Genomic DNA, 26,119 nt, shown 5'->3' on the forward strand with positions numbered 1-26,119 from the left:
GAGGGTTGCCGCGTTTTCCTGCAGAATAGAACGATCGTTCGTTTTATTCTCCACCTCCATGTCCGTCACCGAGCTGCCCCTGAAGCGCTCGCGCCCCGCGCGCGACGGTCGTGCCCTGCAGAAGGGCCAGCAGACCAAGGCCGCGATCGTCGATGCCGCCCTCGGGCTGGCCACGCAGATCGGGCTGGAAGGCCTGTCCATCGGTGCGCTGGCCGAGGTGACCCAGATGAGCAAGTCGGGCGTGTTCGCCCACTTCGGCTCGCGCGAGGAGTTGCAGATCTCGGTCATCCGCGAGTACCACGCGCGCTTCGAGGACGAGGTGTTCTATCCCGCGCTGAACGAGCCGCGCGGGCTGCCGCGGCTGCGCGCGCTGTTCGCCAACTGGATGAAGCGCACCTCGGTGGAGATCGATTCGGGCTGCATCTACATCAGCGGCGCCGTCGAGTTCGACGATCGTCCCGGCCCGGTGCGCGATGCCCTGGCCAGCTCCGTCATGACCTGGCATGCCGCGATGAAGCGCGCCATCGCCGGCGCGCGCGACGAGGGCCACCTGCGCGCCGGCACCGACATCGAGCAGATGCTGTTCGAGATCCACGGACTGATCCTGGCCCTGCACTACGAGGCGCGCTTCCTGCGCAGCCCCGGCTCCATCGCGCGCGCCAACACCGGCTTCGACAACATCCTGCGCCGCTACGGCGCGGATGCGGTCGACGGCCGCCCCCACCGCCCCCAACGCCACAGCAAGAACGCCCACAAGGAGTGATCCCATGCCCAGCTACGCCCCGCCCCTGCGCGACATGCAGTTCGTCATGCACGAGGTGCTCAAGGTCGCCGACGAGTACAAGGCCATGCCGGCCTTCGCCGAGGTCGACGCCGACACCATCGATGCCGTGCTGGAGGAGGGCGGCAAGTTCGCCAGCGAGGTGATCTTCCCGCTCAACATCAGCGGCGACGAGGAAGGCTGCCGGCTCGACCGGGCCACGCACGAGGTCGCCACGCCCCAGGGCTTCAAGGAGGCCTACGCGAAATACGTCGAGGGCGGCTGGCCGGCGCTGTCATGCGATCCCGCCTTCGGCGGCCAGGGCCTGCCGGTGGTGGTGAGCCAGGCCTTCTACGAGATGCTCAACGCCGCCAACCAGGCCTGGACCATGTACCCGGGCCTGACCAGCGGCGCCTACGCCGCGCTGCGCGCGCACGGCACGCCGGAGCAGAAGAAGACCTACCTGCCCCGGCTGGTGAGCGGCGAGTGGACCGGCACCATGTGCCTGACCGAGCCGCACTGCGGCACCGACCTGGGCCTGCTGCGCACCAGGGCCGAACCGCAGGCCGACGGCAGCTACCGGATCACCGGCAACAAGATCTTCATCTCGGCCGGCGAGCACGACTTCGTGCCCAACATCGTCCACCTGGTGCTCGCGCGCCTGCCGGACGCGCCCAAGGGCAGCAAGGGTATCAGCCTGTTCATCGTGCCCAAGTTCAACATCAACGCCGACGGCTCGCTGGGCGCGCGCAACGGCGTGCATTGCGGTGGCCTGGAGCACAAGATGGGCATCCACGGCAACGCCACCGCGCAGATCGTGCTGGACGGCGCCACCGGCACGCTGGTGGGCGAGCCGAACAAGGGGCTGCAGGCCATGTTCGTGATGATGAATGCCGCGCGCGTGGGCGTGGGCATGCAGTCACTGGGCCTGACCGAGGTCGCCTACCAGAATGCGCTGGCCTACGCCAAGGATCGGATCCAGATGCGCTCTCTGTCCGGTCCCAAGGCCAAGGACAAGCCGGCCGACCCGATCATCGTGCACCCCGACGTGCGCAAGATGCTGCTGACCGCCAAGGCCTATGCCGAGGGAGGCCGGGCGCTCGCGCTGTGGAGCGCGCAGCTGATCGACCGCGAGCTGAACCATCCGGACGAGAAGGTGCGCAAGGACGCCGGCGAGCTGGTGGCGCTGCTCACGCCGATCGTCAAGGCCTTCATCACGGACAACGGCTGGATCGCCACCTCGGCCTGCCTGCAGGTGTTCGGCGGCCACGGCTACATCAAGGAATGGGGCATGGAGCAGTACGTGCGCGATGCCCGCATCAACATGATCTACGAGGGCACCAACACGATCCAGTCGCTGGACCTGCTGGGCCGCAAGGTGCTGGGCAACCAGGGTGCCACGCTCAAGAAGTTCGGCAAGCTGGTCGCCCAGCTGGTCGAGGAGGAGGGCGTGAACGAGAAGATGGCCGAGTTCATCAACCCGATCGCGCTGCTGGGCGAGCAGATGACCAAGTTCACCACCGAGATCGGCTTCAAGGGCTTCCAGAACCCGGACGAGGTGGGCGCCGCCGCGGTGGACTACCTGCGCGTGGCCGGCCACCTGGTGTTCGGCTACCTGTTCGCGCGCATGGCCCAGGTCGCGCTGCGCGAGATCGCGGCCGGCAACTCCGACCCGTTCTACAAGGCCAAGCTGCAGACGGCACGCTTCTACTTCGCCCGCCTGTTCCCCGAGACGGCCACGCTGATGCGCACGGCGCGTTCGGGCGCCAGGGTCCTGCTCGAGACCGACGAGGCGCTGGCGTGAGGGCGGTGGTCCTCCTGGGCGGCCTGCTGGCCGCCGGCACCGCCGTCGCGCAGATGTCGCCGGTCGGACTGTGGCGCAACGTGGACGACAAGACCGGCGAGGTCAAGGCCGAGATTCGCATCACCGAGGCCAACGGCGTGGTCAACGGCCGCATCGTGCGGCGCCTGGCGAAGAACGCCAGGCCCGATGCGGTCTGCGACGAGTGCACCGACGACCGGAAGGGCCAGCGGCTGGACGGGCTGGAGATCATCCGCGGCGCCCGCAAGGCGGACGGCAAGGACGTCTGGGAGGGCGGCAAGATCCTCGATCCGGAGAACGGCCGCGACTACGCGCTGCGCCTGACACCGCAGGACGGCGGCAAGCGCCTGGACGTGCGCGGTTCGATCGGCCCGTTCGGCCGCACGCAGGCCTGGGTGCGGGTCGAGTAGATGTCTTTCCCCTTCCCGGGCGGGGAGGGAACCGGAGAGTGAGATGTACAAGGAACACGACGCCGCGCCTGCGGCCGGCAGCGAAAGGGCCGCGACGATGAGCCGCTTCCAGGTGAGAAAGGTCGCCGTGCTCGGCGCCGGCGTGATGGGCGCGCAGATCGCCGCCCACCTCGTGAACGTGAAGGTGCCGGTGGTGCTGTTCGACCTGCCGGCCAGGGAAGGCCCGAAGAACGGCATCGTCACCAAGGCGGTGGAAGGGCTCAAGAAGCTCAAGCCTTCGCCGCTGGGCGTGGCCGAGGACGCCGCGCTGATCCAGCCGGCCAACTACGAGGAGCACATGGCCCTGCTGGGCGAATGCGACCTGGTGATCGAGGCCATCGCCGAGCGCATGGACTGGAAGCTGGAGCTGTACAGGAAGATCGCGCCGCACGTGGCGCCGCACGCGATCGTCGCCTCCAACACCTCGGGCCTGTCGATCACCAAGCTGTCCGAAGCGCTGCCCGATGCGATCAAGCCGCGCTTCTGCGGCATCCACTTCTTCAACCCGCCGCGGTATATGTACCTGGTGGAGCTGATCGCGACCCCGACGACGCAGCCGCAGGTCCTGGACGACCTGGAGACCTTCGTCACCAGCGGGCTGGGCAAGGGCGTGGTGCGGGCCAAGGACACGCCCAACTTCATCGCCAACCGGGTCGGCATCGCCGGCATGCTGGCCACCATGCGCGAGGTCGAGCAGTTCGGCCTCACCTACGACGTGGTCGACGACCTCACCGGCAAGAAGCTGGGCCGCGCCTCCAGCGGCACGTTCCGCACCGCCGACGTGGTGGGCCTGGACACCATGGCCCACGTGATCAAGACGCTGCAGGACAACCTGAGCGCCGAGACCGATCCCTTCTACGACAGCTTCGGCACGCCCGAGGTGCTCGAGGTGCTGCTGGAGATGGGCCACCTGGGCCAGAAGACCAAGGCCGGCTTCTACAGGAAGGTCGGCCGGGACGTGCTGCGCTTCGAGCTGGAATCGAAGGACTACGTGCCCGGTGGCCAGAAGGCCGATGAAGTCTACGGCCGCATGCTCAAGAAGCCCGCGGGCGAGCGCCTGAAGCTGCTGCGCGAGAGCGAAGGGCCGCAGGGGCAGTTCCTCTGGGCCATCCTGCGCAACAGCTTCCACTACGCCGCGGTCCACCTGGCCACGATTGCCGACACCGCGCGCGACGTGGACTTCGCCATGCGCTGGGGCTTCGGCATGAAGCAGGGTCCCTTCGAGCTGTGGCAGGAAGCCGGCTGGCTGCAGGTCGCTCGATGGATCCAGCAGGACATCGATGAAGGCAAGGCCTTGTCGAAGGCGCCGCTGCCCGAGTGGGTGTTCAAGGGCCCGGTGGCCGAGGCGGGGGGCGTGCACACCCCCGAGGGTTCGTGGAACCCAACCAGCGGCCAATTCGAGCCGCGCCGCCTGCTGCCGGTCTACCGGCGCCAGCACTTCCCCGAGACGGTGCGGGGCAGCGGGGAGGCGACGTTCGAGACGGCCGGCACCACGGTGCACGAGGACAGGAACGTCCGCGTCTGGACCCTGGAGGGCGACGTGCTGATCGCCAGCCTCAAGACCAAGATGCACACCATCAGCCCCGAGGTGTGCGAAGGCCTGCAACTGGCGATCGAGACGGCGGAGAAGGACTACCAGGGCCTGGTGATCTGGTCGGGCGACGAGCCCTTCAGCGCCGGCGCCGACCTGGAAGCGACCCTGCCGGCCTTCCTGGCGGTGGGCGTGAGTGCCATCGAGGACGCCGAAGGCTTCATGCAGCAGACCATGCTGCGGCTGCGCTATGCCGGCGTGCCGGTGGTGTCGGCCATCCGGGGGCTGGCCCTGGGCGGGGGCTGCGAGCTGGGCCTGTACTCGGCGCGGCGCGTGGCGGCCATGGAAAGCTACATCGGCCTGGTGGAGGTCGGAGTCGGCCTCGTTCCGGGTGCGGGCGGCCTGGCCTACATCGCGCGGCGCGCCGCCGAGGCGCAGGCGCAGTCCACCCACAAGGACCTGCTGCCGTTCCTGACCGAGGGCTTCACCGCGGCCGCCATGGCCAAGGTGGGCACCAGCGCGCTCGAGTCGCGCAGGATCGGCTACCTGCTGGACAGCGACATCGTCGTGCCCAACAAGGACGAGCTGCTGTACGTGGCGATCCAGGAAGCGAAGTCCATGTTCGACGCCGGCTGGCGGGCACCGCTCAAGCGCCTGTTCCCGGTGGCCGGCCGCAGCGGCAAGGCCACCATCCAGGGCCAGCTGGTCAACCTGCGCGACGGCGGCTTCATCAGCGCGCACGACTTCCGCATCGCCTCGCTGATCGCCAACGTGGTCACCGGCGGCGAGGTCGACGCCGGCACCCTGGTGAGCGAGGAGTACCTCATGACCCTGGAGCGCCAGGCCTTCTGCGAACTCGTGCAGCACCCCATGACCCAGGAGCGCATCCTGGGCATGCTGAACACGGGCAAGCCGGTCAGGAACTGAGGGACAGGACATGAAGCAAGTACAGGACGCCTACATCGTCGCCGCCACCCGCACGCCCATCGGGCGCTCGCACCGCGGCTACTTCCGCAACACCCGGCCGGACGACCTGCTGGCCACCGTGCTGCGCTCGGCGCTGGCGCAGGCGCCCGGCCTCGATCCGAACGCGATCGAGGACGTGATCTGCGGCTGCGCGATTCCCGAGGCCCAGCAGGGGCTGAACGTGGCGCGCATCGGCGCGGTGCTGGCCGGCCTACCCAAGAGCGTGGGCGGCATCACGGTCAACCGCTTCTGCGCCTCCGGCCTGTCGGCGGTGCAGATCGCGGCCGACCGCATCCGCGTCGGCGAAGCCGACGTGATGATCGCCGCCGGGACCGAGAGCATGAGCATGGTGCCCATGATGGGCAACGCGCCCTCGCTCTCGCCGGCGATCTTCTCCAACCCCGACGACATCGAGAGCTACGGCATCGCCTACGGCATGGGCCTGACCGCCGAGAAGGTGGCGCAGCAGTGGAAGGTCGGGCGCGCGGCGCAGGACGAGTTCGCCTACCGGTCGCACATGAAGGCGCTGGCGGCGATGAAGGCCGGCGAGTTCGCCGACGAGATCACCCCGGTGGAAGTGAGCGACCGGTCGGTCGACCTCGAATCGGCGGAGATCGAAGTGAAGACCCGCACGGTGAACCTGGACGAGGGCGCCCGCCCCGACACCACGGTCGAAGGCCTGGCCAGGCTCAAGACCGTGTTCGCCGCCCGCGGCAGCGTGACCGCCGGCAACAGCTCCCAGACCTCCGACGGCGCCGGGGCGCTGATCGTGGTGAGCGAAGCCGCGCTCAAGCGCTTCGACCTGCAGCCGCTCGCGCGCTTCGTCGGCTATGCCAGCCGCGGCGTGCCGCCGCACATCATGGGCATAGGCCCGGTCGAGGCCATCCCCGCCGCGCTGAAGGCCGCCGGCCTGAAGCAGGACGACATGGGCTGGATCGAGCTGAACGAAGCCTTCGCGGCGCAGTCGCTGGCGGTGATCAACACGCTCGGTCTGGACCCGGCCAGGGTGAACCCGATGGGCGGCGCCATTGCCCTGGGCCACCCGCTGGGCGCCACCGGCGCCATCCGCTCCGCGACCGTCGTGCACGCGCTGCGCCGCAGGAACCTGAAGTACGGCATGGTCACCATGTGCGTGGGCATGGGCCAGGGCGCTGCCGGCATCTTCGAGCGGGTCTAGGCGCGACGTGACGGCCCACGCGTTCGACGCCGCCATCGCACTGTCCGACGCCGGCGAGGGCCGCTGGCAGGGGCAGACCAGCCCGGCCTACGCCAACATGGTGGGGCCGTTCGGCGGCGTCACCGCGGCCCAGGCGCTGGCCGCCGTGCTGCGCCATCCGGCCCTGCTGGGCGAGCCCGTGGCCCTGACGGTGAATTTCGCGTCGGCCGTCGCCGACGGCCCCTTCGAGGTCGTGGCCACGCCGGCTCGCACCAACCGCTCCACCCAGCACTGGTCCGTGCAGATGCTGCAGGACAGCCAGGCGGTGCTGACCGGCACCGTGTTCACCGCGCTGCGGCGCGACACCTGGGGCGCGGTCGAACACCCTCTGCCGGCGGTGCCGAGGCCGGCCGACGTGCCGCTGGCCCAGGGCCCTGCCCGCGTCGAGTGGGTCAAGCGCTACGAGATGCGCTTCGTCGACGGGGCGCTCCCGGTCGACTGGCACGGGCACGACCTGGGCGACAGCCGCACCCGCCTGTGGATGCGCGACGACCCGCCGCGGGCGCTGGACTTCGCTTCGCTCACGGCACTGGCCGACGTGTTCTTCCCGCGCATCTGGCGCCGCCGGCCGGTGTTCGTGCCGATCGGCACCGTGACGATGACGGTCTATTTCCATGCCGGCGCGGCGCAGCTTTCGCAGGTCGGCGAGGGCCACCTGCTGGGGCAGGCGCAGGCCCAGGCCTTCCGCGGCGGCTATTTCGACCAGACCGCGCAACTCTGGAACGAGGCCGGCGACCTGCTGGCCACCACGCACCAGGTCGTCTACTACAAGGAGTGAGCATGACCCCCGTCGCACTCGTCATCGGCGCCGGCGACGCCACCGGTGGCGCCATCGCCCGGCGCTTCGCGCGCGAAGGCTTCACCGCCTGCGTGACGCGCCGCAGCGCCGAATCGCTGCAGCCGCTGGTCGACCGGATCCGCGCCGAGGGCGGCCAGGCGCAGGGCTTCGGCAGCGATGCACGCAAGGAAGATGACGTGGTGGCGCTGGTCGAGCGCATCGAGTCGGAGATCGGTCCGATCGAGGTGCTGGCGTTCAACATCGGCGCCAACGTGCGCGCCAGCATCCTGGACGAGACCGCGCGGCGCTACTTCAAGGTCTGGGAAATGGCCTGCCTCGCCGGTTTCCTCAACGGCCGCGAGGTGGCGCGCCGGATGGTCGCACGCGGGCGCGGGACCATCCTGTTCACCGGTGCGACGGCCTCGATGCGCGGCGGCGCCCAGTTCGCCGCCTTCGCCGGCGCCAAGCATGCGCTGCGCGCGCTGGCCCAGAGCATGGCACGGGAACTGGGGCCGCGCGGCGTCCACGTGGCCCACGTGGTGATCGACGGCGCCATCGACACCGCCTTCATCCGCGAGAATTTCCCCGAGCGCTACGCGCTCAAGGACCAGGAGGGAATCCTGAACCCCGAGCACATCGCCGACCAGTACTGGATGCTGCACCGGCAGCCGCGCGATGCCTGGACCCACGAACTCGACCTGAGGCCCTGGATGGAGAAGTTCTGATGAGCAAGAGCGTGGAGTTCTACTTCGACGTCGGCAGCCCGGCGGCCTACCTGGCCTGGACGCAAATGCCGCGCATCGCCGCCGAGACCGGCGCCACCGTGCACGACAGGCCCATGCTGCTGGGCGGCGTGTTCCAGGCCACCGGCAACCGCTCGCCGATGGAGGTGCCGGCCAAGAGCCGCTGGATGGAGCAGGACCTGGCCCGGCATGCGGCCCGGTACGGCGTCCCGTTCCGGCTGAATCCGCATTTCCCGATCAACACGCTGATGCTGATGCGCGCTGCCGTCGGCCTGCAGATGCGCCAGCCGGAAAAGTTGCGGCCCTGCGTCGATGCGGTGATGCGCGCGATCTGGGTCGACGGCCGCGACATGAACGAGCCGGCCGAGGTTGCTGCCGTCCTGCAGCAAGCCGGTTTCGAGCCACAGGCGTTGCTGGCCCTGACGCAGGACCCGGCGGTGAAGGAGCGGCTCAAGGCCGCCACCCAGGAAGCCGTGGCCCGCGGCGTGTTCGGTGCGCCCACCTTCTTCGTGGGCGACCAGATGTTCTGGGGCCAGGACCGCCTCGATTTCGTGAAGGAGAGCCTGAGATGAACGACCACCCCGAAGCGCCTTCGGCGCCTCCCCTCAAGGGGCGCCACCAGCGGCCCGGCAGAGCCGGTTCCGCGGTGGCACTGGACCCAGCCATGGAACGCCGTGTGCCGGGTGTGCACAGCTTGGTGGAGCAAGCGACATGAAGGACATCCTGACCCACGCCGAAGCCGGCGTGATGACCCTCACCTTCAACCGGCTGGAGCGCAAGAACTCGATCACCTCCGCCATGTATGCGGCCCTGGCCGACGCGCTGGAGGCTGCCAGCGCCGACCCGGCGACCCGAGTGGCCCTGCTGCAGGGGCACGAGACCGTGTTCTGCGCCGGGAACGACATCGGCGATTTCCTGAACCAGCCGCCCGCCGGCGCCGACTCCCCGGTGTTCCGCTTCCTGCGCGGCATCGCGCAGTTCCCCAAGCCGCTGGTGGCGGCCGTGTGCGGCCCGGCGGTGGGTGTGGGCACCACGATGCTGTTCCACTGCGACCTGGTGTTCGCCGGCGACAACGCCGCTTTCTCGCTGCCCTTCGTGAACCTGGGCCTGTGTCCCGAGGCCGCCTCCAGCCTGCTGGTGCCGCAGATGTTCGGCTACCACCGCGCCGCCGAAGCGCTGCTGCTGGGCGAACCCTTCATGGCCGAAGCGGCGCTCGAGGCGGGCCTGGTCAACCGCGTGCTGCCGCCGACCGAGGCCAACGCCTACGCGCAGGCGCAGGCGCGCAAGCTGGCGGCCAAGCCGCTGGGCAGCCTGGTCGAGACCAAGCGCCTGATGAAGCTGGGGCAGCAGGGACCGGTGCTCGACCGCATGCAGGAGGAGGGCGCCAGCTTTTCGCGCATGCTGCGCGAGCCGGCCGCGCGCGAGGCCTTCACGGCCTTCATGGAGAAGCGCAGGCCGGATTTCTCGCAGGTCTGAGCGGCGGCGCCAAGCGGCGTTGACACCGGTCGAGGCGTTGACCGACGATCCGCTCCTGATTTTGCAAGCCAAAGGTTTCATCCTTTCAAGCCCTTCAGGAGACGAGCATGCGCAAGTGGATGAAGGTGGCGGGCTGGACGGCTGCAGTGCTGCTGCTGGCCGCGGGCGGTGGGGTGCTGGCGGGGCTGCAGCTGGCCGACAGCCGGATGCATCGCAAGGTCGAGGTGAGGGCGCCAGCGCTCGCCTACGTGAGCGACGCGCAGGCGATCGAGCGCGGGCACTACCTGTTCTCGTCGCGCGGCTGCGTGGACTGCCACGGCGCCAATGGCGCCGGACGCACCTTCGTCGACGACGCATCGGCGGGCTTGCGCATCAAGGGCCCCAACATCAGCCCCGGCCCCGGCAGCCTGGTCGCCCGGTATCGGCCCGAGGACTGGGTGAGAGCGATCCGCCATGGCGTGGCACCCGGCGGGCGGCCGCTGATGATCATGCCCAGCGAGGACTACAACCGCTTCACCGACGCCGACCTCGCCGCGCTGATCGCCTACGTCCGGTCGCTGCCGCCGGCCGAAGGCGGTGCGGCCATCGTCGCGTTGCCGCTGCCCGCGCGCGTCCTGTACGGTTTTGGCGCAATCCGGGACGCCGCCGCCAAGATCGACCATTCCCTGCCGCCGGCGGCACCGGTGGCCGAGGGCGTCACGGTGCAGCATGGGGCGTACGTGGCCAACATGTGCCTGGGTTGCCACGGCGAGCACCTGGCGGGTGGCCGCATCCCTGGCGGCCCGCCGGACTGGCCGCCCGCCTCGCGGCTGGCGCCGGGGAAAGACTCGGCGATGGATCGCTACCCGGATTCCGAGTCACTGATGAGGCTGTTCCGTACGGGCAAACGGGCCGATGGCAGCGCGGTCCAGGTGATGCCCTTCACTTCGCTGCGCGAGATCAACGACACCGACATGCGGGCGCTGCACCTGTACCTGCGCAGCCTGCCCGCGCCCAAGGGCTGAGAGCCCCCGATCGACCCGCAAGGAGACTGCGCCATGACGCTGCAAGGCAAGACTCTCTTCATCACCGGCGCCTCGCGCGGCATCGGCCTGGCCATTGGCAAGCGCGCCGCCGCCGACGGCGCCAACGTGGTGATCGCGGCCAAGACCACCGAGCCCAACCTCAAGCTGCCGGGCACCATCCACAGCGCCGCCGACGAGATCCGCGGCGCGGGCGGCCAGGCCCTGGCGCTGGCGGTGGACATTCGCGACGAAGGCGCCGTGCTCGATGCGGTGGCGCAGGCGGTGCAGGCGTTCGGCGGCATCGACATCCTGGTCAACAACGCCAGCGCGATCAGCCTGACCGACACCGAGCACACGCCGATGAAGCGCTACGACCTGATGAACGGGGTCAATGCGCGCGGCACGTACCTGTGCACCCAGGCCTGCCTGCCGGAGTTGAAGAAGGCGGCGGCGGCGGGCCGCAACCCGCACGTGCTGAACCTGTCGCCGCCGCTGTCGATGAAGGAGCGCTGGTTCGCGCCGCACACCGCGTACACCATGGCCAAGTACGGCATGAGCCTGTGCACGCTGGGCCACGCCGGCGAGTTCCGCAAGTACGGCATCGCCGTCAACAGCCTGTGGCCGCGCACGGCCATCGCCACCGCGGCCTTGCAGATGATCCCGGGCGTGGACATCAAGCTGTGCCGCAAGCCCGAGATCCTAGCCGACGCCGCGTGGTGCATCCTCACCGGCCCGGCCGGCGCCACCGGCAACTTCTACATCGACGACGAAGTGCTGGCCGGCCATGGCGTCAGTGACCTGGACCGCTACTCGGTCACGCCCGGGACGAAGCAGTTCATCCCGGATTTCTTCGTCGACTGAGCCTCAGCCGAACTGCAGCCAGGCGGCCAGCCCGCCGGCCAGCCCCGCGGTCAGCACGACTGCCACCAGGGCCGAGCGTCGCCGGGCGGCGTGCCGCGCGGACTGGTCGCGCAGCGAGAGCCGTGGCGGCGGCACCTGGCCGTAGCGACGTACCGGTATATCGACCTTGGGCCGCTGCGTCGCCCCGGCGCGCTTCCCGGCCGCGAGCCCCTGCAGGTCGGCGCCGCAGATCGCGCAGGACGTGTCGCCCGTGTTCACCAGCGCGGAGCATGCCTCGCATCCCGTCATTGCCCCCTCCTGCGCGCCTCCATGATGCTCCCCGGTTGCCCTTTGTCGTGACAGAAACTGATACGGTTTCCAGCTTATCCCAAGGGCGGGCCGCGTCAATCGCCCAAACGGGTTAGTGAGGCCTCCCGCTGGGCAACGGGTGCAGCAGCACGAGCAGGGCCTTGATTCCGTACAGCACGATCAGCGTGCCGGCCAGGTCGCCCGCGAACATCGCCAGGAAGCCCTGCAGCAGGTTGTCCTGGCCGCGCCACGCGAACCACAGGTGGTGCAGCAGCGGGCTGGCCACCGAGTACGCCAGCGCCAGCACCAGCAGCCGCCCGGGCGTCAGGTTGCCCAGCGAGGCCTGGAAGCCCCAGGCCCGGGAGGCGCCGCGATACACCAGCCAGGGCGCCAGGGCGGCCAGGATGCCGCCCACGAAGGCCCGCTCGGGATCGTCGGGGAAGAAGAGCAGGAAACTGACCAGCCACGACACGAGCAGCAGCCCGACGGCGCCGGCTTCGGCGAACAGCAGGGTGCACAGCAGGCGCGCCCCGGCGGGCAGGTAGATCCAGTTGATGCCGGGTGCGAATTCGAGCCAGCGGAACAGCTGCTCGTTCACCCAGAGCATCGCCAGGAACAGCGCCATGGTGGCGAGCACCTGCGCCACCTGCAGGCGGAGACTCGGTGGGATCATGGGCTTGCGGTTAGCATCGCGTGGCGTCGGCGGCTGTTCTAGCACGGTCGCCACGGGCGAGCCATACGGAGAACGGATGAACAGAGCCACGAAAGGAGCCGAGATCTACCTGCGCTTCCTGCAACTGTCGCAGGCGATCCGCGGGTTGCCCACGCTGCCTCCGCTGGACCCGCTGGAAGAGCGCATCCTGTCCTGGATCGCGCGCACCGCGCAGCAGGGCGACCGGCTCTCGGTGCGCGACATGCTCTCCAAGGGCGAATTCGGCGCGCCGGCCACCATCCACTCGCGCCTGAAATCCATGCGCAGCAAGGGCTGGATCACGCTGGCGGACACCGAGGACGCCCGCCGCAAGCAGATCGAACTCACGCAGGCGGCGCTGGAGCACTTCGCGCAACTGTCGCGGGTGATGGTCAAGGCCACGCGCGGCTGAGCCGCCTGCCGGCCCCCGGCGGGCACCGGCCATCCGCAGGCGCCTGCAGGGGTGCCGCAGCAAGTCCTGCGACCTCAAGGTTGCGAAGCGCCGGCAGCGCCTGCGGTGGCGCGATTGTTGCCGGATCGGCAATGCCGCATGCACGACCGGGCGGTTTTTCTTCCCGGCCGCGAATCCCACAATTCTTTCCATGCCGACGGTGCTTCCACCGCGCGCCGCCGGCAAGCAAAGCCGGCTCCCGTTCCATCCTTTTGCTCATCCACCCGGAGATACCCACATGAACCGCACGATCGCCCTCGCCCTCGCCACCGCCGTTGCCGCCGGCAGCGCCCTGGCCGACGACATCACCATCGACACCACGCCGTTCCAGTCCACGGCCACGCGGGCCCAGGTGCAGGCCGACCTGGCGAGCTACAAGCAGGCGGGCGTGAACCCCTGGTCCACCACGTACCAGCCGCTGCGCAGCTTCCAGAGCAGCAAGTCCCGCGCGGAAGTGTCGAACGAGTACGTCGCGTCGCGCGACCGCGTGACCGCCATGACCCGCGAGGACAGCGGCTCGGCCTGGCTGGCCCGCAATGGCCAGCGGCCGTCCGGCGAGCGCGTCGCCGGCAACGTGCACACGGCCCGCTGAAAACAGGCCGCGTCCGTCGAAAGGGGCTCCGGCAACGGAGCCCCTTTTGCGTGCGGGTCACTGCGGCTCGCAGAACGCCAGCCGTGGGCCCGCCGGCACGATGCGGGTCGGGTTGATGTGCGGATGGCTCATGTAGTAGTGCCGCTTGATGTGGCCGATGTCCACCGTCGCAGCGATGCCGGGCACCCGGTAGAGCTCCCGCAGGTAGCCTGACAGGCGCGGGAAGTCCTCGATCCGGTTGCGGTTGCACTTGAAGTGGCCGAAGTACACCGCATCGAAGCGCACCAGCGTGGTGAACAGGCGCCAGTCGGCCTCGGTGGGTTGGGGCGATCCCGCCAGCCAGGTCCGCTCCTGCAGCAGCGCCTCGACCCGGTCCAGCGCGGAGAAGAGCCGCTCGAACGCACGCTCATAGGCGGCCTGCCCGCTGGCGAACCCGCAGCGGTACACGCCATTGTTGATGTCGTCGTAGACGAACGCGTTGATGCGGTCGATCTCGGCGCGGAACGGTTCGGGGTAGAGATCCACGCCGCCCGCGCCCAGGCTGTCGAACGCGTCGTTGAACATGCGCAGGATCTCGCTGGACTCGTTGCTGACGATGGTGCGCGACTGCTTGTCCCACAGCACCGGAACCAGCACGCGGCCGCTGTAGTCCGGGTCGGCCAGGGTGTACAGCTGGTGCAGGTGCGACGACCCGTACAGGTGATCGGGCAGTGCTTCGCTGAAGCTCCAGCCCTGGGTCATCACCGGTTCGACCACCGATACCGTGACGGCCGCCTGCAGCCGCTTGAGCACGCGCGCCACCAGCGTGCGGTGCGCCCAGGGGCAGGCCAGCGAGACGTACAGGTGGTAGCGGCCGTCTTCGGCCGGGAATCCGCTGGAGCCGTCGGCGGTGATCCGGTGGCGGAACGCCGACGTGGTGCGCACGAACTCGCCGCGGGTGGCACGGGTGTCGTACCAGCCATCGTGCCACTGGCCGTGCTCGAGGTAGCCGCTCATGCCGCAAGCATGCCACGCCCGGCGCGGTCGGGTCGGAAACGCCCGCGCAGGCCGCCCGGTCAGTGCGCCGGCCGCAGCACCGCCGCCTGCGCGAGCTGGGCGTCGGTGATCTTCGCCGCCAGCTGCCGCACCATGCCGCCCTCCACCAGCCGCCGCACCTCGAACACCTGGCGCGCCTCCTCGACGCTGGGGCTGCTGGAATCGGGCATCCTGCTGACCTCGATCGCGGCCGTGCTGCTCAACATCTTCTTCAACGGCGCCCGGGACGAGGGCACGGTCGGCGCGATCGAGGCCGCCAAGGTGGCCGAGGCGCACTGATAGCCGTGCCTGGCAAGGTCCACTGGGCTGGGTTCAGGGTCACCGCGGAACCGGGCTTTGCCGGGCCGCTGGTGACGCCCCTTGAGGGAGGAGCGCCGCAGGCGCTTCGGGGGTGGGCCTATCCGCCGGCCAGCAACTCGTAGGAGCGCACGCGTGCCGCGTGGTCGTGGATCTGCGAGGCCACCATCAGTTCGTCGGCGCCGGTGCGCTCGATGAACTCGCGCACCTGCCGCCGCACGGTATGCGGCGAGCCGATCGCCGAGCAGGCCAGGATGCTTTCGAGCAGTCCGCGCCCGGCCGGCCCGACCGACTCCAGGTAGCCCGGCAGCGGCGGCGGCAGCCGGGTCGGCCGCCCGCTGCGCAGGTTGACGAAGGCCTGCTGCTGCGAGGTGGCCAGCACCGCCGCCTGCTCGTCCGAATCGGCGGCGATCACGTTGAAGCCCAGCATCACGTAGGGCTTGTCCAGTTGCGCCGAAGGCCGGAATGCGGCGCGGTACAACTCCACCGCCTGCATCATCTGCTGGGGGGCGAAGTGCGACGCGAACGCGTAGGGCAGCCCCAGCATGGCCGCCAGCTGCGCCCCGAACAGGCTGGAACCCAGGATCCACACCGGCACCCTGGCGCCGCGACCCGGCACGGCACGCACCTTCTGCTGCGGCTCGTCCGACAGGAAGTCCATCAACTCCACCACATCCCGCGGGAACTGGTCGGGGTCGCTGTCCAGGTTGCGCCGCAGGGCGCGGGCCGTGGCCGGGTCCGAGCCGGGCGCGCGCCCCAGGCCCAGGTCGATGCGGCCGGGGAACAGCGCCTCCAGCGTGCCGAACTGCTCGGCGATGACCAGCGGCGAATGATTGGGCAGCATGATGCCGCCGGCACCGACGCGGATGCGTTCGGTGCCGGCGGCCACGTGCGCGATCAGCACCGCCGTGGCCGCGCTGGCGATGCCCGGCATGCCATGGTGCTCGGCCAGCCAGAAGCGCCGGTAGCCCAGCCGCTCCGCCTGCTGCGCCAGCGACAGCGAGTGGCGGAACGACTGCGCCGCATCGCCGCCCTCCACGATGGGGGCGAGGTCCAGGACGGAAAGCGGGAACTGCATGCCGGCAAGCATGCCATGCAGGCGGCGGCGGGTGCCGGCGCGGGGCCATTGCAGCTTGCAACACGCTGCACGGCCAGTCCGGCCGGGGGCCGGTCGCGCGGCCGGGCATGTCGCTCGCGCTCCTACGCGCACTCGTGGTTGCTGCTGACCGACGGCGGCGGCCCCAGCAGGCACCTTGCAGCCCATGCGAGCACGATCCGAACCCTCGCGCGAAGTGCGGATGCCGGCCGGTGCGCACCACCTGGTCGGCGACCTGGTCCTGCCCGACGCCGCGACCGGGCTGGTGCTGTTCGCCCATGGGAGCGGCAGCGGACGCCACAGCGCCCGCAACCGCAAGGTCGCGCGGCGGCTGCAGGACGCCGGCATCGCCACCTTGCTGTTCGACCTTCTCACGCCCGAGGAGGAAGAGGTCGACCTGCATACGCGCCAGCACCGCTTCGACATTCCGCTGTTGACCCAGCGCCTGCAGGACGCTACGGCCTGGGCCGCGTCCGATCCGCCCCTGCAGGGACTGCCGATCGGCTACTTCGGCGCCAGCACGGGCGCTGCCGCGGCACTGATCGCCGCGGCACGGCTGGGTCGACAGATCGGCGCCGTGGTGTCGCGCGGCGGCCGGCCGGACCTGGCCGGGCCGGTGGTGCTGTCGGAGGTGCAGTCGCCGACGCTGCTGATCGTCGGGTCGTCCGACCCGGTGGTCGTCCAGCTCAATCGGCATGCCGGCCAGCACCTGCGGGTGGAACACGACCTGCTGCTGGTGCCGGGGGCGACCCACCTGTTCGAGGAGCCGGGTGCGCTGGAGCAGGTCGGCGAAGCCGCGGCGAACTGGTTCGTGGCCCACCTCGCCCGGCGCGAGCAGCACGCTTGAGCCGATGGGGCGGTTGCTGCTCCTGCTCCTGCTGCCGGCGGCGGCCGGCGCCCATGGCCTCGGCGATGCGGTAGCCGGGTCGCCCTGGCCATGGAACACCGAGCCCTGGCTGCTGGCGCTGATGGCCGCATCGGTGCTGTTCTACACGCGGGGCGTCTGGCGGCTGTGGGCGCACGCCGGCTGGGGCCGGGGCATTGCGCCACGCACGGTGGCCGCATTCGGCTGCGGCTGGCTGGCGCTGCTGGCCGCCCTGGTGTCGCCGCTGGATGCGCTGGGCAGCCGGCTGTTCTCGGCGCACATGGTCCAGCACGAACTGCTGATGGTGGTGGCCGCGCCGCTGCTGGTGGTGGGGCGGCCGCTGGCCGCCTGGACCTGGGCCTTCGGCACCACGGGCCGGCAGCGGATCGGCCGCTGGGTTGCCACGACCTCGCTGGCCGCACCGTGGTCGGCGCTGACCGATCCGGTGGTGGCCTGGGCCTTGCACGCCGTGGCCCTGTGGGCGTGGCACGTGCCGGCGTTCTTCGACGCGGCGCTGCGGCACGAGGGGCTGCATGTGCTGCAGCACGCCAGCTTCCTGGTCAGCGCACTGTTCTTCTGGTGGTCCGCGCTGGGTCGGGATCCGCGAAGCGCGCACGGCGCCGGGCAGGCGGTCGGCGCGCTGTTCACGACCATGCTGCACACCGCCGCGCTGGGGGCGCTGCTGAGCCTGTCGCCCATGCCCTGGTACCAGGGCTACGGGCCGGCCGCCACGGCCCTGGGCATCGATGCGCTCGAAGACCAGCAACTCGGCGGGCTGGTGATGTGGGTACCCGCCGGGCTGGCCTATGTCATTGCCGCGTTGGCCCTGCTGGGCCGGCTGCTGACCCGGCAGCGGGCCTGAGGGGCCTCGGCTCCGTGCATGACCTCGAAGGTCGCTGCACGACCCGCTTGAAGCCGATAGCATGGCGCGCATGGCCTACATGCTGCTCATCATGGAACCCCCCGGCCAGCGCGCCACCCGCACCGAAGCCGAGGGCCACGAGGTCTACGACCAGATGACCCGCTTCGCGGCCAGCCTGAAGCAACGCGGACTGCTGCAGGGCGCCGAATCGCTCAGCTGGCGCGACGGCACCCCCGCGCGCATCCAGGTGCGCGAGGGCCAGGCGCGCCTGCTGGACGGCCCCTTCGCCGAAGCCAAGGAAATGGTCGGCGGCTACTTCCTGCTCGACTGCGACTCGCGCGAGCAGGCCCTCGCCATCGCCCGCGAATGCCCGGCTGCGCGCTGGGCCACCGTCGAAGTCCGCAAGCTCGGCCCGTGCTACAGCTGATCGGGGTCGGATACGAATTTGCGGGCGGCCGAAAAATCCGTATCTGACCCCGATCTTCCTGTCGATCGCGGCGGGGCGGGTTCGTCGTACGGGTGAGGGCGCATGGGCGCCCGCACCCGTTCAAGGAGACATGCATGAATCCGGTCGTCCACTTCGAGCTGCCCTGCAAGGACCGCGATCGCATCGCGCGCTTCTTCGAGCGCGCCTTCGGCTGGAAATGCCAGATGCTCGGCCCCGAGATGGGGCACTACGTGCTGGTGACCACCGCCGAGACCGACGCCCGCCCGGATGCGCCGCGCGGTGCCATCAACGGCGGCTTCTTCACCGCCGACCCGTCGATGCCGGCGCAGCAGCCCGGCATCGTGATCGGCGTGCAGGACATCCGCGAGGCGATGCGCCAGGTGGCCGCCGCCGGCGGCCAGGTGCTGGGCGAGCCGATGGACATCCCCGGGGTGGGCGCGTACGTCGCCTTCCTCGACACCGAAGGCAACCGCTCCAGCATGCTGCAGCCGCTGCCCATGGCCGGCTGATCGCGCAGGAGCCCGACATGAAATTCATGATCATGGTCCGCGCGACCGACATGACCGAGGCCGGCGAATTCCCCCCCGGCACCGACAAGATGATGGCCGAGATGGCCGCCTTCCACGAGGAGATGGCGCGCGCCGGCGTGCTGCTCGATGCGAATGGCCTGCAGCCGTCGAGCGAAGGCTTCCGCATCCGCCACGAGGGCGGCCGCATCCAGGTGATCGACGGGCCCTTCGCCGAGAGCAAGGAACTGATTGCCGGCTACACGCTGATCCAGGTGCGCAACCGCGAGGAAGCGCTGGCCTGGGCGCGGCGCTTCCCCAACCCCATGGGCGAAGGCCGCATCGGCGAGATCGAGGTGCGCCCGCTGTACGGGGCGGAGGACTTCGAGCGCAAGGGCATCCCGGGCGCCGAGCGCTTCCGCAAGCTCGGCACGCTGGAGTGACCCGCCCGATCGGACCCGCACTTCAACCGACCCAGGAGCCGCCATGCCCCGCCAGATCTTCGTCAACCTGCCGATCCGCAACATGGAGCGCTCGCGGGCGTTCTTCGGCGCGCTCGGCTTTTCCTTCAACCCGCAGTTCAGCAACGAGCAGGGTGCCTGCATGGTGATCGAGGACGGCAGCAGCTACGCGATGCTGCTGGTCGAGCCCTTCTTCCAGGGCTTCACGAAGAAGCCCGTCGCCGACGCGCGCAAGGGCACCGAGGTGCTGATCGCCCTGTCGTGCGACAGCCGCGAGGAAGTCGATGCGATGGTGAAGAAGGCGCTGGCCGCGGGCGGCACCGCGCCGAACGCGCCGCAGGACCACGGCTTCATGTACCAGCACGGCTTCGAGGACCTCGACGGCCACGTGTGGGAAGTGTTCTGGATGGATCCGGCCGCCGCGCCGCCGAACGCCTGAAGCCCCGAGCGACGCGCCGTCCATGCACTCGTCCACCCATGACGCCATCGCCGCCGTGTGGCGCATCGAGTCCGCCAAGGTGGTCGCCACCGTCGCGCGCATGGTGCGCGACGTGGCGGTGGCCGAGGAGCTGGCACAGGAGGCGCTGGTGGCCGCGCTGGAGCGCTGGCCGCGCGACGGGCTGCCGGACAGGCCCGGCGCCTGGCTCATGGCCACCGCCAAGAACCGCGCGCTGGATCACCTGCGCCACCAGCAGATGCTGGCGCGCAAGCACGAGGAGTTGGGGCGCGACCTCGAAGCGCAGGAGGCGCTGATCGTGCCGGACTTCACCGATGCGCTGGACGCCGTCCGCCAGGACGAAATCGGCGACGATCTGCTGCGGCTGATGTTCACCGCCTGCCACCCGGTGCTGCCCACTGAGGCCCGCGTGGCGCTCACGCTCAGGCTGCTGGGTGGGCTGACCACGCACGAGATCGCGCGGGCCTTCCTGGTGCCGGAGCCGACCATTGCGCAGCGCATCGTGCGCGCCAAGCAGAAGCTGCGCGACGCCCGGGTCCCGTTCGAGGCGCCGCGCGGCGAGCAGCTGCAGGCGCGGCTGGCTTCGGTGCTGGAGGTGGTCTACCTGGTGTTCAACGAGGGCTACACCGCGACCGCCGGCGACGACTGGACGCGCCCCGCGCTGGCCGAGGAGGCCTTGCGGCTCGCCCGCATGCTGGCCGAACTGGCGCCCGCCGCCGCCGAGGCGCACGCGCTGGCGGCGCTGCTGGAGCTGCAGGCCTCGCGCCTGGATGCGCGCACCGACGCGCAGGGCCGGCCCATCCTGCTGGCCCGGCAGGATCGCTCGCGCTGGGACCGGCTGCTGATCCGCCGCGGGCTGGCGGCGCTGGCGCGTGCCGATGCGCTGTCGCCGCAGCGCGGGCCGTATGCCTTGCAGGCGGCGATCGCGGCCTGCCATGCGCGGGCCGCCAGCGCGGATGCGACCGACTGGCCGGCGATCGCCTCGCTGTACGCGCAGCTGGGCCGAGTGGCGCCCTCGCCGGTCGTCGAGCTCAATCGCGCCGTGGCCGTCGGCATGGCCTTCGGCCCGGCCGAGGGGCTGGCGATCGTGGAGCGGCTGCTGGAGGACAAGGCCTTGCGCAACTACCAGTGGCTGCCCAGCATCCAGGGCGACCTGCTGGCCCGGCTGGGCCGCGGCGACGAAGCCCGTGCCGCCTTCGAGCGCGCCGCCGCGCTGGCCGGCAATGCGCGGGAAAAGGCCTTGCTGCTGGAGCGGGCGAAAGGGCTGGCCCCGCGCTGAGGCGTCACCCTCGCGGCCCGGCCAGCGGCCGCTCGGTGTAGCGCGACTTGCGCTTCTTCCTCGTCGCCGGTTCGGCCGGGACGGGTGCCGGCGGCGGCGCCTTCTCCACTTTCCGGAAGCCCAGGTCCTCCTCGGTCAGCCCGTAGAACGCGATCGCGTCCTTGATGCGCGCGATCACCGTTTCCACCTCGCGGCGGCGTACCTCTTCGGCCTGCTTCTTCAGCAGTTCGATCTCTTCCAGCATCTGGCTGTACGTCTTCTTCTTCACGTCCGTCCTTTCCGCCGGGCGCCCCGCCCATGCCGGCCAGTATGGCCCCGGGCGGGCGCCGGGCGCGTCGGACGGCTTCCACCGACGAGCCGGCGCCGGGTGCGGGACAATGGAGGGCCATGACCAGGAACCCTCCCGCCGCCGGCATCGAGTTCGAGCCGGAGTTCATCGCCGGCCTGAAGGCCATCTTCGAGGACCGCATCGTCTTCAACCAGGTGCTGGGCCTGAAGATCACCAGCCTCAAGCCCGACCGCGCCGTGGGCCGCATCGAGATGCGCAGGGACCTGGTCGGCCACCCGGCCTACAACCGCCTGCACGGCGGCGTGGTCTCCGCCGGCCTGGACGCGATGGGCGGCCTGGCCTGCCTGGCGGCCATTGGCGCGCGCCACATGGACGAGCCGCCGGCCGCGCGCCTGCAGCGCTTCGCCAAGCTGGGCACCATCGACCTGCGCATCGACTACCTGCGCCCGGCGATCGGCGACCACTTCGAGCTGCGCGCCGAGGTCCTGCGCCTGGGCTCGCGGGTGGGCTCCACGCGCATGGAATTCCTGGGGCCGGACGGCAAGCTGCTGTGCGCCGGCGCCGGCGCCTACATCGTCTCCTGACGCCATGAAGCCGATCGCGCTGCGCGGACAGCCCCTGGGCGGCGGCGCGCTGCCGGCCGTGTGCGTGCCGCTGGTGGGGCGCGACGGCGACGCGCTGCTGGCGGAGGTGGCCGCCGTGGCCGGCGAGCCGCCCGACCTGCTGGAGTGGCGGGTCGATTTCTTCGGGGCGATCGCCGACACGGCGCAGGTGGTCGAAACGGCGGCCCGCATCCGGCAGGCTGCCGGCGTGCCGCTGCTCTTCACGCGCCGGTCGCAGCGCGAGGGTGGGCAGCCGGTGGCGCTGGCCGAACGGCAGGTCGTCGAGCTGTACCAGGCCGTCTGCCGGCAAGGCGCCGCCGACATCGTCGATGTCGAGGTCGCGGCCGATCCGGCCCACATCGCCGCCGTGCGCGACGCCGCGCGCGCAAGCGGCATCGCGCTGCTGCTGTCGTTCCACGATTTCGCCGGGACGCCGCCGGCGCAGCAATTGCTGGAGCGGTTCCGCCAGGCCCAGGGCCTCGGCGCCGATATCGCCAAGATCGCCGTCATGCCCCGGCAGCGCAGCGACGTGCTGGCGCTGCTGCAGGCCACGCTGCAGGCCAGCGAGGAATTGCGGATCCCGGTGGCCGGCATGGCCATGGGTGCACTGGGCGCCGTCAGCCGCCTGTGCGGCGGCGAGTTCGGCTCGGCACTGACCTTTGCCGTGGGACAACAGGCCTCGGCGCCCGGGCAACTGCCGCTGCAGGCCCTACGCCGGGGGCTCTCCGTCCTTCGCGCCGGCGGGCAGGACCGCTGACGCCGGCGCCTCCTCGCGCACGTCGGTCAGCAGCTTCCAGCACACCAGGAACAGGGCCGCGATCACCGGCCCGATCACGAAGCCGTTGAGCCCGAACAGGCTGATGCCGCCGACGGTGGCCACCAGCACCAGGTAGTCGGGCATGCGCGTGTCGCGCCCCACCAGCATGGGCCGCAGCAGGTTGTCGACCAGGCCGATCACCAGCACGCCCCAGGCCACCAGGCCCAGCCCCTCCAGCAGGTGGCCGGTGAACAGCTGGTAGACCGCCACCGGCCCCCACACCAGCGCCGCCCCGACCGCCGGCAGCAGCGACAGCACCGCCATCAGCGCGCCCCACAGCGCCGGGCCGGGGATGTCCAGCACCCAGAACGCCAGTGCCCCCAGTGCGCCCTGGATCACCGCCACCACCACGTTGCCCTTGACGGTGGCGCGCACCACCGTGACGAACTGCGACAGCAGCTTGTGGGTCTGCTCGGGGCGCAGCGGCACCGCCCGCTCGATGCTCGCGGTGAGCGAGCTGCCGTCGCGCAGCAGGAAGAACAGCACGTACAGCATGATGAAGAAGGACACCACGAAGTCCAGCGTGACCTGGCCGATGCCCACCAGGCTGCTGGTGATGGCCTGGCTGCTGCGCGTGAGCAGCTCGCCGGCGCGCTGCAGCACGGCAGGCAGGTCGAACAGGCCGAAGCGCGCCAGGATCGACTGGGCCCAGTCGGGCAGCGCGTCCATCATGCGCTGCAGCCACTGGGCCGGCTGCAACTGCCCGGACTTGATGCTCTGGTACAGCACCGACGCCTGCTCGACCACCGACGCGCTGACCAGCGACAGGGGCAGGATCACCATCAGCACGATGGACAGCAGCGTCAGGAAGGCGGCCAGGTTGGAGCGGCGCCTGACCACGCGGCGCCGCATGTACTGGTGCATGGGGAAGAACACGATCGCCAGGAACATCGCCCACAACACGGCGCCGGCCAGCGGCCACAGCACCCACAGGAAGGCGAAGGTGAAGCCCACCACCAGCCAGAGCAGCGTCTTGTGCTCCAGCGCGGGGGAGAACAGGGGGTCGGGCGGTTCGCGCGGGTCGCTCATGTCCGCTTTTCGATCGGCCGTGGCCGGCCGTTGTCGTCGATGGCCACGTAGGTCACGGTGGCTTCGGTCACCTTGACGAACTGGCCCTGCGCCCGGTGGCGTTCGGCGAACACCTCCACCTGCACCGTGATCGAGGTGCGCCCGATGTGCGTGACGCAGGCGTAGAAGGACAGGAGGTCGCCCACCCGCACCGGCTGCTTGAAGATGAACTCCTTGACCGCCACGGTGGCCATGCGGCCGTCGACGTGGCGCGCCGGGATCACCGAGCCGGCCAGGTCGACCTGGGCCATCACCCAGCCGCCGAAGATGTCGCCGTTGCCGTTGGTGTCGGCCGGCAGCGGGATCACCTTGAGCACCAGCTCCTTGTCGCTGGGCGGCGTGGCTGGGCCGAGCGGGGACGAGCCGGTCGCGGCGCTTGAATTCGCGGAGGTGGGCACAATCTCTCCAGGAGCAACTGTCCGGATTGTCCCCGATGCGCCGTTACGGCGACGCCACTTCCTCCCGCTACATCCCGCCTGCCGCCGCGCCCGGTGCCCCTCCTCCCAGGGGCGCCGACTGGGCCACGCTCAAGCGCCTGCTGCCGTACTTGTGGGAATACAAGTGGCGGGTGGCGATCGCGCTCGCGTTCATGGTGGCGGCCAAGCTGGCCAACGTGAGCGTGCCTGTTCTGCTCAAGCACCTGATCGACTCGATGAGCTTCAAGCCCGGGGATCCGGCCGCCGTGCTGGTGGTGCCGGCCGGCCTGCTGCTCGGTTATGGCGCCCTGCGGCTGTCCACCACGCTGTTCACCGAATTGCGCGAACTGGTGTTCGCCAAGGCCACCCAGGGGGCCGCCCGCAGCATCGCGCTGCAAACCTTCGAGCACCTGCATTCGCTGTCGCTGCGCTTCCACCTGGAGCGCCAGACCGGCGGCATGACGCGCGACATCGAGCGCGGCGTGCGCGGCATCGAGTCGCTGATCTCGTTCTCGCTCTACAGCATCGTGCCGACCCTGTTCGAGGTGGCGCTGGTGCTGGGCATCCTGGCGGTGCGCTTCGACGCCTGGTTCGCCTGGATCACGCTGGGCGCGCTGGTCGTCTACATCGTCTACACGGTGATCGTGACCGAGTGGCGCACCAAGTTCCGACGCGAGGCCAACGAGTTCGATTCGGCCGCGCACACCAAGGCGGTCGATTCGCTGCTCAACTACGAGACGGTCAAGTACTTCAACAACGAGGGCTTCGAGGCGCGGCGCTACGACGTGAGCCTGGAGAGCCTGCGGCGGGCGCGCCTAAAGGCGCAGAGCACGCTCTCGCTGCTGAACACCGGCCAGCAACTGGTCATCGCCACCGGGCTGGTGGCCATGCTCTGGCTGGCCACCGAAGGCGTGGTCGCCGGCCGCATGACGCTGGGCGACCTGGTGATGATCAACGCCTTCATGATCCAGCTGTACATCCCGCTCAACTTCCTGGGCGTGCTGTACCGCGAGATCAAGCAGAGCCTGACCGACCTGGACAAGATGTTCACCCTGATGGACCGCGAGCGCGAGGTCGCCGACAAGCCGGGCGCGCTCGCCCTGCGTGAAGCAGCCCTGTCGTCACTCCCTCCCGCTCCGGCGGCGTCCCCGGGCTTCCTCCCTCCCCCTCTGGGGGAGGGCCGGGGTGGGGGCACGCACGCCGCCACCTTGCCCACATCGCAGATCGACTGGACCATCCGCTTCGACCACGTCACCTTCGCCTACGAACCGGCCCGCGTCATCCTGCACGACGTCAGCTTCGAAATTCCCGTCGGCAAGACCGTGGCCGTGGTGGGCCCGTCCGGCTCCGGCAAGTCCACCCTCGCGCGACTGCTCTACCGTTTCTACGACGTGCAGCAGGGCCGCATCACCATTGCCGGGCAGGACATCCGGGAAGTCACCCAGGCCAGCGTGCGCCAGGCCATCGGCATCGTTCCGCAGGACACGGTGCTCTTCAACGACACCGTCGAATACAACATCGCCTACGGCCGCCCCGGCGCCGGCCGCGCCGAAGTGGAGGAGGCCGCCCGCGCCGCCCGCATCCACGCCTTCATCGAGAGCACGCCACGCGGCTACCAGACCCTGGTGGGCGAGCGCGGCCTGAAGCTCTCGGGCGGCGAGAAGCAGCGGGTGGCGATCGCCCGCACCCTGCTGAAGGACCCGCCCATCCTGATCTTCGACGAGGCCACCTCCGCGCTGGATTCGGCCAACGAGCGCGCCATCCAGGCCGAGCTCAAGAGCGCCGCGCGCAACAAGACCACCCTGGTGATCGCGCACCGCCTGTCCACGGTGATCGACGCGCACGAGATCCTGGTGATGGACGCCGGCCGCATCGTCGAGCGCGGCAACCACCGGGAACTGCTGGCGCGCAACGGGCGCTATGCGCAGATGTGGTCGCTGCAGCGGCAGAGCGGGGAGGTCTCCGAGGCGGACGCGCTGGCCCAATAAAATCG

At 70.3% G+C, this 26,119-nt stretch carries 31 protein-coding genes; 24 read left to right on the forward strand and 7 right to left on the reverse strand.

Annotated features, from left to right (window positions below; translation table 11 throughout):
* The first annotated feature begins 58 nt into the window (after nt 1–58).
* From V6M57_RS15670 to V6M57_RS15720, 11 genes are all read left to right on the forward strand, one after another.
* Nucleotides 59–763: a TetR/AcrR family transcriptional regulator gene (locus V6M57_RS15670; RefSeq protein ID WP_332815931.1), complete on the forward strand. Its 705-nt coding sequence runs from the start codon at nt 59–61 to the stop codon at nt 761–763.
* 4 nt (nt 764–767) lie between these two features.
* The gene (locus tag V6M57_RS15675; RefSeq protein WP_332815932.1) at nt 768–2,564 is read left to right on the forward strand and encodes an acyl-CoA dehydrogenase C-terminal domain-containing protein; all 1,797 of its coding nucleotides are present in this window, start codon (nt 768–770) and stop codon (nt 2,562–2,564) included.
* 53 nt (nt 2,565–2,617) lie between these two features.
* Nucleotides 2,618–2,992, forward strand: a complete 375-nt coding sequence (locus V6M57_RS15680) for a DUF2147 domain-containing protein (protein ID WP_332816129.1) — start codon at nt 2,618–2,620, stop codon at nt 2,990–2,992.
* A 97-nt stretch (nt 2,993–3,089) separates the two neighbouring features.
* The gene (locus V6M57_RS15685; RefSeq protein WP_332816130.1) at nt 3,090–5,489 is read left to right on the forward strand and encodes a 3-hydroxyacyl-CoA dehydrogenase/enoyl-CoA hydratase family protein; all 2,400 of its coding nucleotides are present in this window, start codon (nt 3,090–3,092) and stop codon (nt 5,487–5,489) included.
* 10 nt (nt 5,490–5,499) lie between these two features.
* Nucleotides 5,500–6,705: an acetyl-CoA C-acyltransferase gene (locus V6M57_RS15690; protein ID WP_332815933.1), complete on the forward strand. Its 1,206-nt coding sequence runs from the start codon at nt 5,500–5,502 to the stop codon at nt 6,703–6,705.
* 7 nt (nt 6,706–6,712) lie between these two features.
* On the forward strand, nt 6,713–7,522 hold the full coding sequence (locus V6M57_RS15695; protein ID WP_332815934.1) for an acyl-CoA thioesterase: 810 nt from the start codon (nt 6,713–6,715) through the stop codon (nt 7,520–7,522).
* Nucleotides 7,523–7,524: 2 nt separating this feature from the next.
* Complete coding sequence (locus V6M57_RS15700; RefSeq protein ID WP_332815935.1) at nt 7,525–8,247, forward strand: SDR family oxidoreductase; 723 nt, start codon at nt 7,525–7,527, stop codon at nt 8,245–8,247.
* Nucleotides 8,247–8,837 carry a 2-hydroxychromene-2-carboxylate isomerase gene (locus V6M57_RS15705; protein ID WP_332815936.1) on the forward strand — a complete coding sequence of 197 codons (591 nt, stop codon included), beginning with the start codon at nt 8,247–8,249 and terminating at the stop codon, nt 8,835–8,837. Before V6M57_RS15700 ends, V6M57_RS15705 begins: the two co-directional genes overlap by 1 nt.
* 139 nt (nt 8,838–8,976) lie before the next feature.
* Entirely contained in the window at nt 8,977–9,741 is a 765-nt protein-coding gene (locus V6M57_RS15710) for an enoyl-CoA hydratase (RefSeq protein ID WP_332815937.1), read from the forward strand.
* 107 nt (nt 9,742–9,848) lie between these two features.
* Nucleotides 9,849–10,745: a c-type cytochrome gene (locus V6M57_RS15715; RefSeq protein WP_332815938.1), complete on the forward strand. Its 897-nt coding sequence runs from the start codon at nt 9,849–9,851 to the stop codon at nt 10,743–10,745.
* A gap of 33 nt (nt 10,746–10,778) precedes the next feature.
* Complete coding sequence (locus V6M57_RS15720) at nt 10,779–11,606, forward strand: SDR family oxidoreductase (RefSeq protein WP_332815939.1); 828 nt, start codon at nt 10,779–10,781, stop codon at nt 11,604–11,606.
* Between the two features lie 3 nt (nt 11,607–11,609).
* Here the strand turns inward: V6M57_RS15720 and V6M57_RS15725 are convergent, their stop codons facing one another.
* Nucleotides 11,610–11,894 carry a hypothetical protein gene (locus tag V6M57_RS15725; protein WP_332815940.1) on the reverse strand — a complete coding sequence of 95 codons (285 nt, stop codon included), beginning with the start codon at nt 11,892–11,894 and terminating at the stop codon, nt 11,610–11,612.
* A 112-nt stretch (nt 11,895–12,006) separates the two neighbouring features.
* Nucleotides 12,007–12,567 carry a hypothetical protein gene (locus tag V6M57_RS15730; RefSeq protein WP_332815941.1) on the reverse strand — a complete coding sequence of 187 codons (561 nt, stop codon included), beginning with the start codon at nt 12,565–12,567 and terminating at the stop codon, nt 12,007–12,009.
* A gap of 76 nt (nt 12,568–12,643) precedes the next feature.
* On the opposite strand from V6M57_RS15730, the gene V6M57_RS15735 reads away from it, so the two are divergent.
* Both V6M57_RS15735 and V6M57_RS15740 read left to right on the forward strand, forming a co-directional pair.
* A complete protein-coding gene (locus tag V6M57_RS15735; protein WP_332815942.1) occupies nt 12,644–12,997 on the forward strand; it encodes a winged helix-turn-helix domain-containing protein in 354 nt (117 codons plus the stop codon).
* 277 nt (nt 12,998–13,274) lie between these two features.
* Nucleotides 13,275–13,628 carry a DUF4148 domain-containing protein gene (locus tag V6M57_RS15740; protein ID WP_332815943.1) on the forward strand — a complete coding sequence of 118 codons (354 nt, stop codon included), beginning with the start codon at nt 13,275–13,277 and terminating at the stop codon, nt 13,626–13,628.
* A 57-nt stretch (nt 13,629–13,685) separates the two neighbouring features.
* Here V6M57_RS15740 and V6M57_RS15745 read toward each other — a convergent pair whose 3' ends face one another.
* Nucleotides 13,686–14,624, reverse strand: a complete 939-nt coding sequence (locus V6M57_RS15745; RefSeq protein ID WP_332815944.1) for a glutathione S-transferase family protein — start codon at nt 14,622–14,624, stop codon at nt 13,686–13,688.
* Nucleotides 14,625–14,729: 105 nt separating this feature from the next.
* Between V6M57_RS15745 and V6M57_RS15750 the strand changes: the two genes are divergently transcribed.
* Nucleotides 14,730–14,942 carry a hypothetical protein gene (locus V6M57_RS15750; RefSeq protein WP_332816135.1) on the forward strand — a complete coding sequence of 71 codons (213 nt, stop codon included), beginning with the start codon at nt 14,730–14,732 and terminating at the stop codon, nt 14,940–14,942.
* A 118-nt stretch (nt 14,943–15,060) separates the two neighbouring features.
* Here V6M57_RS15750 and V6M57_RS15755 read toward each other — a convergent pair whose 3' ends face one another.
* Nucleotides 15,061–16,038, reverse strand: coding sequence for an LLM class flavin-dependent oxidoreductase (locus V6M57_RS15755; protein ID WP_332815945.1), 978 nt, complete (start codon nt 16,036–16,038; stop codon nt 15,061–15,063).
* 184 nt (nt 16,039–16,222) lie between these two features.
* On the opposite strand from V6M57_RS15755, the gene V6M57_RS15760 reads away from it, so the two are divergent.
* From V6M57_RS15760 to V6M57_RS15790, 7 genes are all read left to right on the forward strand, one after another.
* Nucleotides 16,223–16,903: a dienelactone hydrolase family protein gene (locus V6M57_RS15760; protein ID WP_332815946.1), complete on the forward strand. Its 681-nt coding sequence runs from the start codon at nt 16,223–16,225 to the stop codon at nt 16,901–16,903.
* A gap of 4 nt (nt 16,904–16,907) precedes the next feature.
* Complete coding sequence (locus V6M57_RS15765; RefSeq protein ID WP_442968837.1) at nt 16,908–17,783, forward strand: cytochrome c oxidase assembly protein; 876 nt, start codon at nt 16,908–16,910, stop codon at nt 17,781–17,783.
* A 70-nt stretch (nt 17,784–17,853) separates the two neighbouring features.
* Nucleotides 17,854–18,210 (forward strand): YciI family protein, encoded by a 357-nt coding sequence (locus V6M57_RS15770; protein ID WP_332815948.1) that lies wholly within the window; start codon nt 17,854–17,856, stop codon nt 18,208–18,210.
* Nucleotides 18,211–18,344: 134 nt separating this feature from the next.
* Nucleotides 18,345–18,740: a VOC family protein gene (locus V6M57_RS15775; RefSeq protein WP_332815949.1), complete on the forward strand. Its 396-nt coding sequence runs from the start codon at nt 18,345–18,347 to the stop codon at nt 18,738–18,740.
* Nucleotides 18,741–18,757: 17 nt separating this feature from the next.
* On the forward strand, nt 18,758–19,180 hold the full coding sequence (locus V6M57_RS15780) for a YciI family protein (RefSeq protein WP_332815950.1): 423 nt from the start codon (nt 18,758–18,760) through the stop codon (nt 19,178–19,180).
* Nucleotides 19,181–19,223: 43 nt separating this feature from the next.
* Nucleotides 19,224–19,637: a VOC family protein gene (locus V6M57_RS15785; protein ID WP_332815951.1), complete on the forward strand. Its 414-nt coding sequence runs from the start codon at nt 19,224–19,226 to the stop codon at nt 19,635–19,637.
* Nucleotides 19,638–19,659: 22 nt separating this feature from the next.
* Nucleotides 19,660–20,934, forward strand: a complete 1,275-nt coding sequence (locus V6M57_RS15790; RefSeq protein WP_332815952.1) for an RNA polymerase sigma factor — start codon at nt 19,660–19,662, stop codon at nt 20,932–20,934.
* A 4-nt stretch (nt 20,935–20,938) separates the two neighbouring features.
* Here V6M57_RS15790 and V6M57_RS15795 read toward each other — a convergent pair whose 3' ends face one another.
* The gene (locus tag V6M57_RS15795) at nt 20,939–21,202 is read right to left on the reverse strand and encodes an H-NS family nucleoid-associated regulatory protein (RefSeq protein ID WP_332815953.1); all 264 of its coding nucleotides are present in this window, start codon (nt 21,200–21,202) and stop codon (nt 20,939–20,941) included.
* 119 nt (nt 21,203–21,321) lie between these two features.
* On the opposite strand from V6M57_RS15795, the gene V6M57_RS15800 reads away from it, so the two are divergent.
* Nucleotides 21,322–21,807, forward strand: coding sequence for a thioesterase family protein (locus V6M57_RS15800; RefSeq protein ID WP_332815954.1), 486 nt, complete (start codon nt 21,322–21,324; stop codon nt 21,805–21,807).
* 4 nt (nt 21,808–21,811) lie between these two features.
* Nucleotides 21,812–22,582: a type I 3-dehydroquinate dehydratase gene (gene aroD / locus V6M57_RS15805; RefSeq protein ID WP_332815955.1), complete on the forward strand. Its 771-nt coding sequence runs from the start codon at nt 21,812–21,814 to the stop codon at nt 22,580–22,582.
* Here the strand turns inward: aroD and V6M57_RS15810 are convergent.
* Nucleotides 22,535–23,671: an AI-2E family transporter gene (locus V6M57_RS15810; RefSeq protein WP_332815956.1), complete on the reverse strand. Its 1,137-nt coding sequence runs from the start codon at nt 23,669–23,671 to the stop codon at nt 22,535–22,537. The genes aroD and V6M57_RS15810 overlap by 48 nt on opposite strands.
* Nucleotides 23,668–24,108: an acyl-CoA thioesterase gene (locus V6M57_RS15815; RefSeq protein WP_442968838.1), complete on the reverse strand. Its 441-nt coding sequence runs from the start codon at nt 24,106–24,108 to the stop codon at nt 23,668–23,670. The genes V6M57_RS15810 and V6M57_RS15815 overlap by 4 nt, the downstream gene beginning before the upstream one ends.
* A 35-nt stretch (nt 24,109–24,143) precedes the next feature.
* On the opposite strand from V6M57_RS15815, the gene V6M57_RS15820 reads away from it, so the two are divergent.
* Entirely contained in the window at nt 24,144–26,114 is a 1,971-nt protein-coding gene (locus tag V6M57_RS15820; protein WP_332815957.1) for an ABCB family ABC transporter ATP-binding protein/permease, read from the forward strand.
* The last annotated feature ends 5 nt before the right edge of the window (nt 26,115–26,119 follow it).

The organism is Ramlibacter sp. (assembly GCF_036676645.1).
Classification (GTDB): domain Bacteria; phylum Pseudomonadota; class Gammaproteobacteria; order Burkholderiales; family Burkholderiaceae_C; genus Ramlibacter.